The organism is Sulfolobales archaeon (assembly GCA_038897115.1).
Taxonomy (GTDB): Archaea; Thermoproteota; Thermoprotei_A; order Sulfolobales; family AG1; genus AG1.
Map to the genome: position 1 here is coordinate 1 of JAWAXC010000173.1, position 2,956 is coordinate 2,956.

The 2,956-nt window shown below is 41.3% G+C and carries 3 protein-coding genes; all 3 read right to left on the reverse strand.

Going from position 1 to position 2,956, the window contains the following annotated elements:
- Nucleotides 1-317, reverse strand: a 317-nt coding sequence (locus QXE01_12385; protein ID MEM4972035.1) for a hypothetical protein, incomplete at its 3' end; no start/stop codon positions are given.
- Between the two features lie 471 nt (nt 318-788).
- Nucleotides 789-1,355, reverse strand: coding sequence for a hypothetical protein (locus tag QXE01_12390; GenBank protein MEM4972036.1), 567 nt, complete (start codon nt 1,353-1,355; stop codon nt 789-791).
- Between the two features lie 319 nt (nt 1,356-1,674).
- Complete coding sequence (locus QXE01_12395; protein MEM4972037.1) at nt 1,675-2,049, reverse strand: hypothetical protein; 375 nt, start codon at nt 2,047-2,049, stop codon at nt 1,675-1,677.
- Between the last annotated feature and the right edge of the window lie 907 nt (nt 2,050-2,956).

A 2,956-nucleotide genomic window follows, 5' to 3' on the forward strand; every position in this document is an offset into this window, starting at 1 on the left:
CCAATCCTTCTCTCAAGGTTTCTCCCAAGCTCTTCAACCCTTTTCTCGAGCATGTCCATCCTCTTCTCAATAAGATCCATCCTCTTCTCGATAGACTCCATCCTTGTTTTTAAACTTTCTTCTAGGCTTGCCATTCTCTTCTCAATAGCATCCATCCTAGCCTCTAGAGTCATCCTAGTAGCCTCCATTAGTAGGAAGCCTACTTCCCAGTCGCTCAGCTTCTCGCCCCTGACAGCCTTATCAATGATCTTCTTAGCATACTCTGTAAGGATAGAGGCTATAACATCTAACCCAATAGATGAAGAATGATCAGCCATAGACCTCTAGATATAGAATGCCGTGAAAGCTAAAAATCTCTATCTAGAGGTGGGAGGCTATCTGTAGGGATTAGGTTAATTGAGATTAAATGAGAGAGGATTCGGCTATCCATATCCATAGGGATAATCTCTTTATTTGGAAGTACATAGATCGTTTTCAATGCTACCCTTTGGTAACAACGTCTATAGATCCTCGATAGATATAGGTGAAGGGTTTCTCTAGGATGGGGGAAAGATTGGGTGTTGTATCACTTCTGGACATTCAGGACTGTTTTAGTCCTCTTAGGGATATGAGGAATCAACATAAAGGCTATATTCCTTACTAATAGGCTTGGGGTTAGCAAGGAGAGCCCTGCTCCCATAGATGTCCCTAGTTGTGTCGTGAGGATCCCGAGGAGTGTCATAAGTAACCATAAACGGTAATAAAAGATTGATCTCGGATGAATGGCTTTAGTGCTATAATTCTCTATGTTATAGGCTGGGTCTTCTTGGTGGCATTATGCCTTTGCTTATTAGTCTTGCCTGGAGTAGTGCTATGAATACTCTGAGCCACCCTACATATCTAACTAGATCTTCTCTATCTGTCTCTCTAGCCTCTTTCATCATGAGATCTGCTATCCTCTGTAGCTCGAAAATATGCTCCCATGTATAGTCGTTGATATCGATTCTAAGGAGCTCAGCCAGCCTCCTAGCAACCTCTTCGGTATAGTATTTCGAGTATGTTGGGGGTCTCATTGAGTCTAGAAGTGCTTGGAGACCCCTGTACTCGGTGTCTGTAACCATGCCCTTGCTATAGAGTATATAGAGTAGTGCTTCGTTATAGGTTATAAGGCTGTTAACGCTTCTTCCAAGTTCTTTGATCGTGAGTTTAATATCGCTAAACCTCCTCTCCATATAGAGTAATATGGCTAGGGCTAGTATCGCTGCTAGAGGTGCCTGGGCTACCAGCGTCGAGATCATAGTAGTTATATCTAGAATCTCTGGCACAGCATCTCCAAAACTATAAATATCTAGGCCAAATTTAACCACACGATCCATGAAGAGCTCACTCCTAAAGCAGATACATTATAAATATATAATAATTATATAATAATAAATATACAAGCTAAGTCGAAGTACTTCTCATAAGCGTTTTATGTAATGCGCTAACTTTAAGCACTAGGGTATCGCGATGGATCATAGATAGTAATAAGCAATCCCCGAGATCTCTATGAGAAAAACTCGAGATTGAGAAGCAGTAAGAACCATACTCAAACCTTGGGAACGCACATAGATGAGTCTGGCAATGCAGCGCTGTGTAATCACCGGAGATCCTAAGATGCATTATATGTCATATCACTTCCACCAGCCCTTTCCACTACTCCCTACTCTTAGTCTTTATTGCTTCGCGCTCTAACTCATCTATTATTGACTTTACCTTGTTAAGCGCGTATCTAACCTCATCAACCTGGTACACTCCCTCGTAGAAGGCTTCTTCGTGGAGGGTTTTCATTATATCGCTGTAGAGGGCCCTGAGATCCTCCCTCCCTATCTCTCTAAGAATTCTCCTCCTCTCGGCATGACTCTTCGGAATTACGCCCTTAGAGATACGTATATACTCATTTATAGCTATTATCAATGCTAGGAAACCCTTATCAGCTGCACTTCTATATAGCAGTATATCTCTAAGCCTCTCAGCACGATCAAGCTCCTCATAGGCATAACCCAGGATCTCCCTGGCCGTTTCAAACATCAAATCTCCAAATCCATATCAACTAACAGCTATATATTTCACTCTACCTCTCTATTCATCTCTATGGGAGGGGAATAGGCATCGGGTTTTCTGCTATAGCGCAGATAGGGATGATGCTAGAAATGCGTAGAGAACAGGCTTTATAATCTTCCAGTCGAGATTTAAGCTGTGGTGTTGATTAAACAATGCATATACCGGTCTACCGCTCAGTGTACTAATCAATGCATCGATAAATCCAATGGTCTCTCTATATGTAAGACAGTATAGCTTATATATATAGTATATAGATAATAAATCCTATGATCCGAGTAATACGATCACATAAGGATCTGTGTTTAAAGCCCTCTAGAGATAAAGCCCTTTAGAACCTAAGATCTGGGATCATCTTATGAATAGTATTACATCCATTGATCGCCGAATCGTTTACTTTGAGATGCATCAAGCTATGTATTGATTAATACACCGATGTAGCAACTGATCCTCTATCTAGGCTTCTAGGGGGACGCCAGTTATACGGAACTTTGGATTTTTAGATATATGGGTTGATCAGCTTGTTGATTAGCCTGGCTAGATCTGCTGGGCTTTTGAGGCTCCGGCCTGGTGATACCTCTATGGTATTGATCATGGATCATATGTCTATGGGATATAACCCATAGAACCCTTGATCCACGGATCATATGTTGATAGGTATTACTCGAGGCTATATTTTTTAATATCTCTAAAGATTATATCTGTAGTTGGGGTTCTCCGCTGCATTGTGGGATCTATGGATCTCTATTGATTCTCGGGATCTATCTTGCCCTCGGATCTTTGGTTAAAATTAACCTGGTTTTGTTAAGTGCTAGTTAACAACACCATAGCCCACACCAGATCTTTACAGATCGATCTAGATCCCAAAGATCTAAAA

Coding starts and splice junctions, on each gene's coding strand:
- QXE01_12395 (MEM4972037.1), bottom strand. CDS start 2,049: ATGTTTGAAACGGCCAGGGAGATCCTGGGTTATGCCTATGAGGAGCTT.
- QXE01_12390 (MEM4972036.1), bottom strand. CDS start 1,355: ATGGATCGTGTGGTTAAATTTGGCCTAGATATTTATAGTTTTGGAGAT.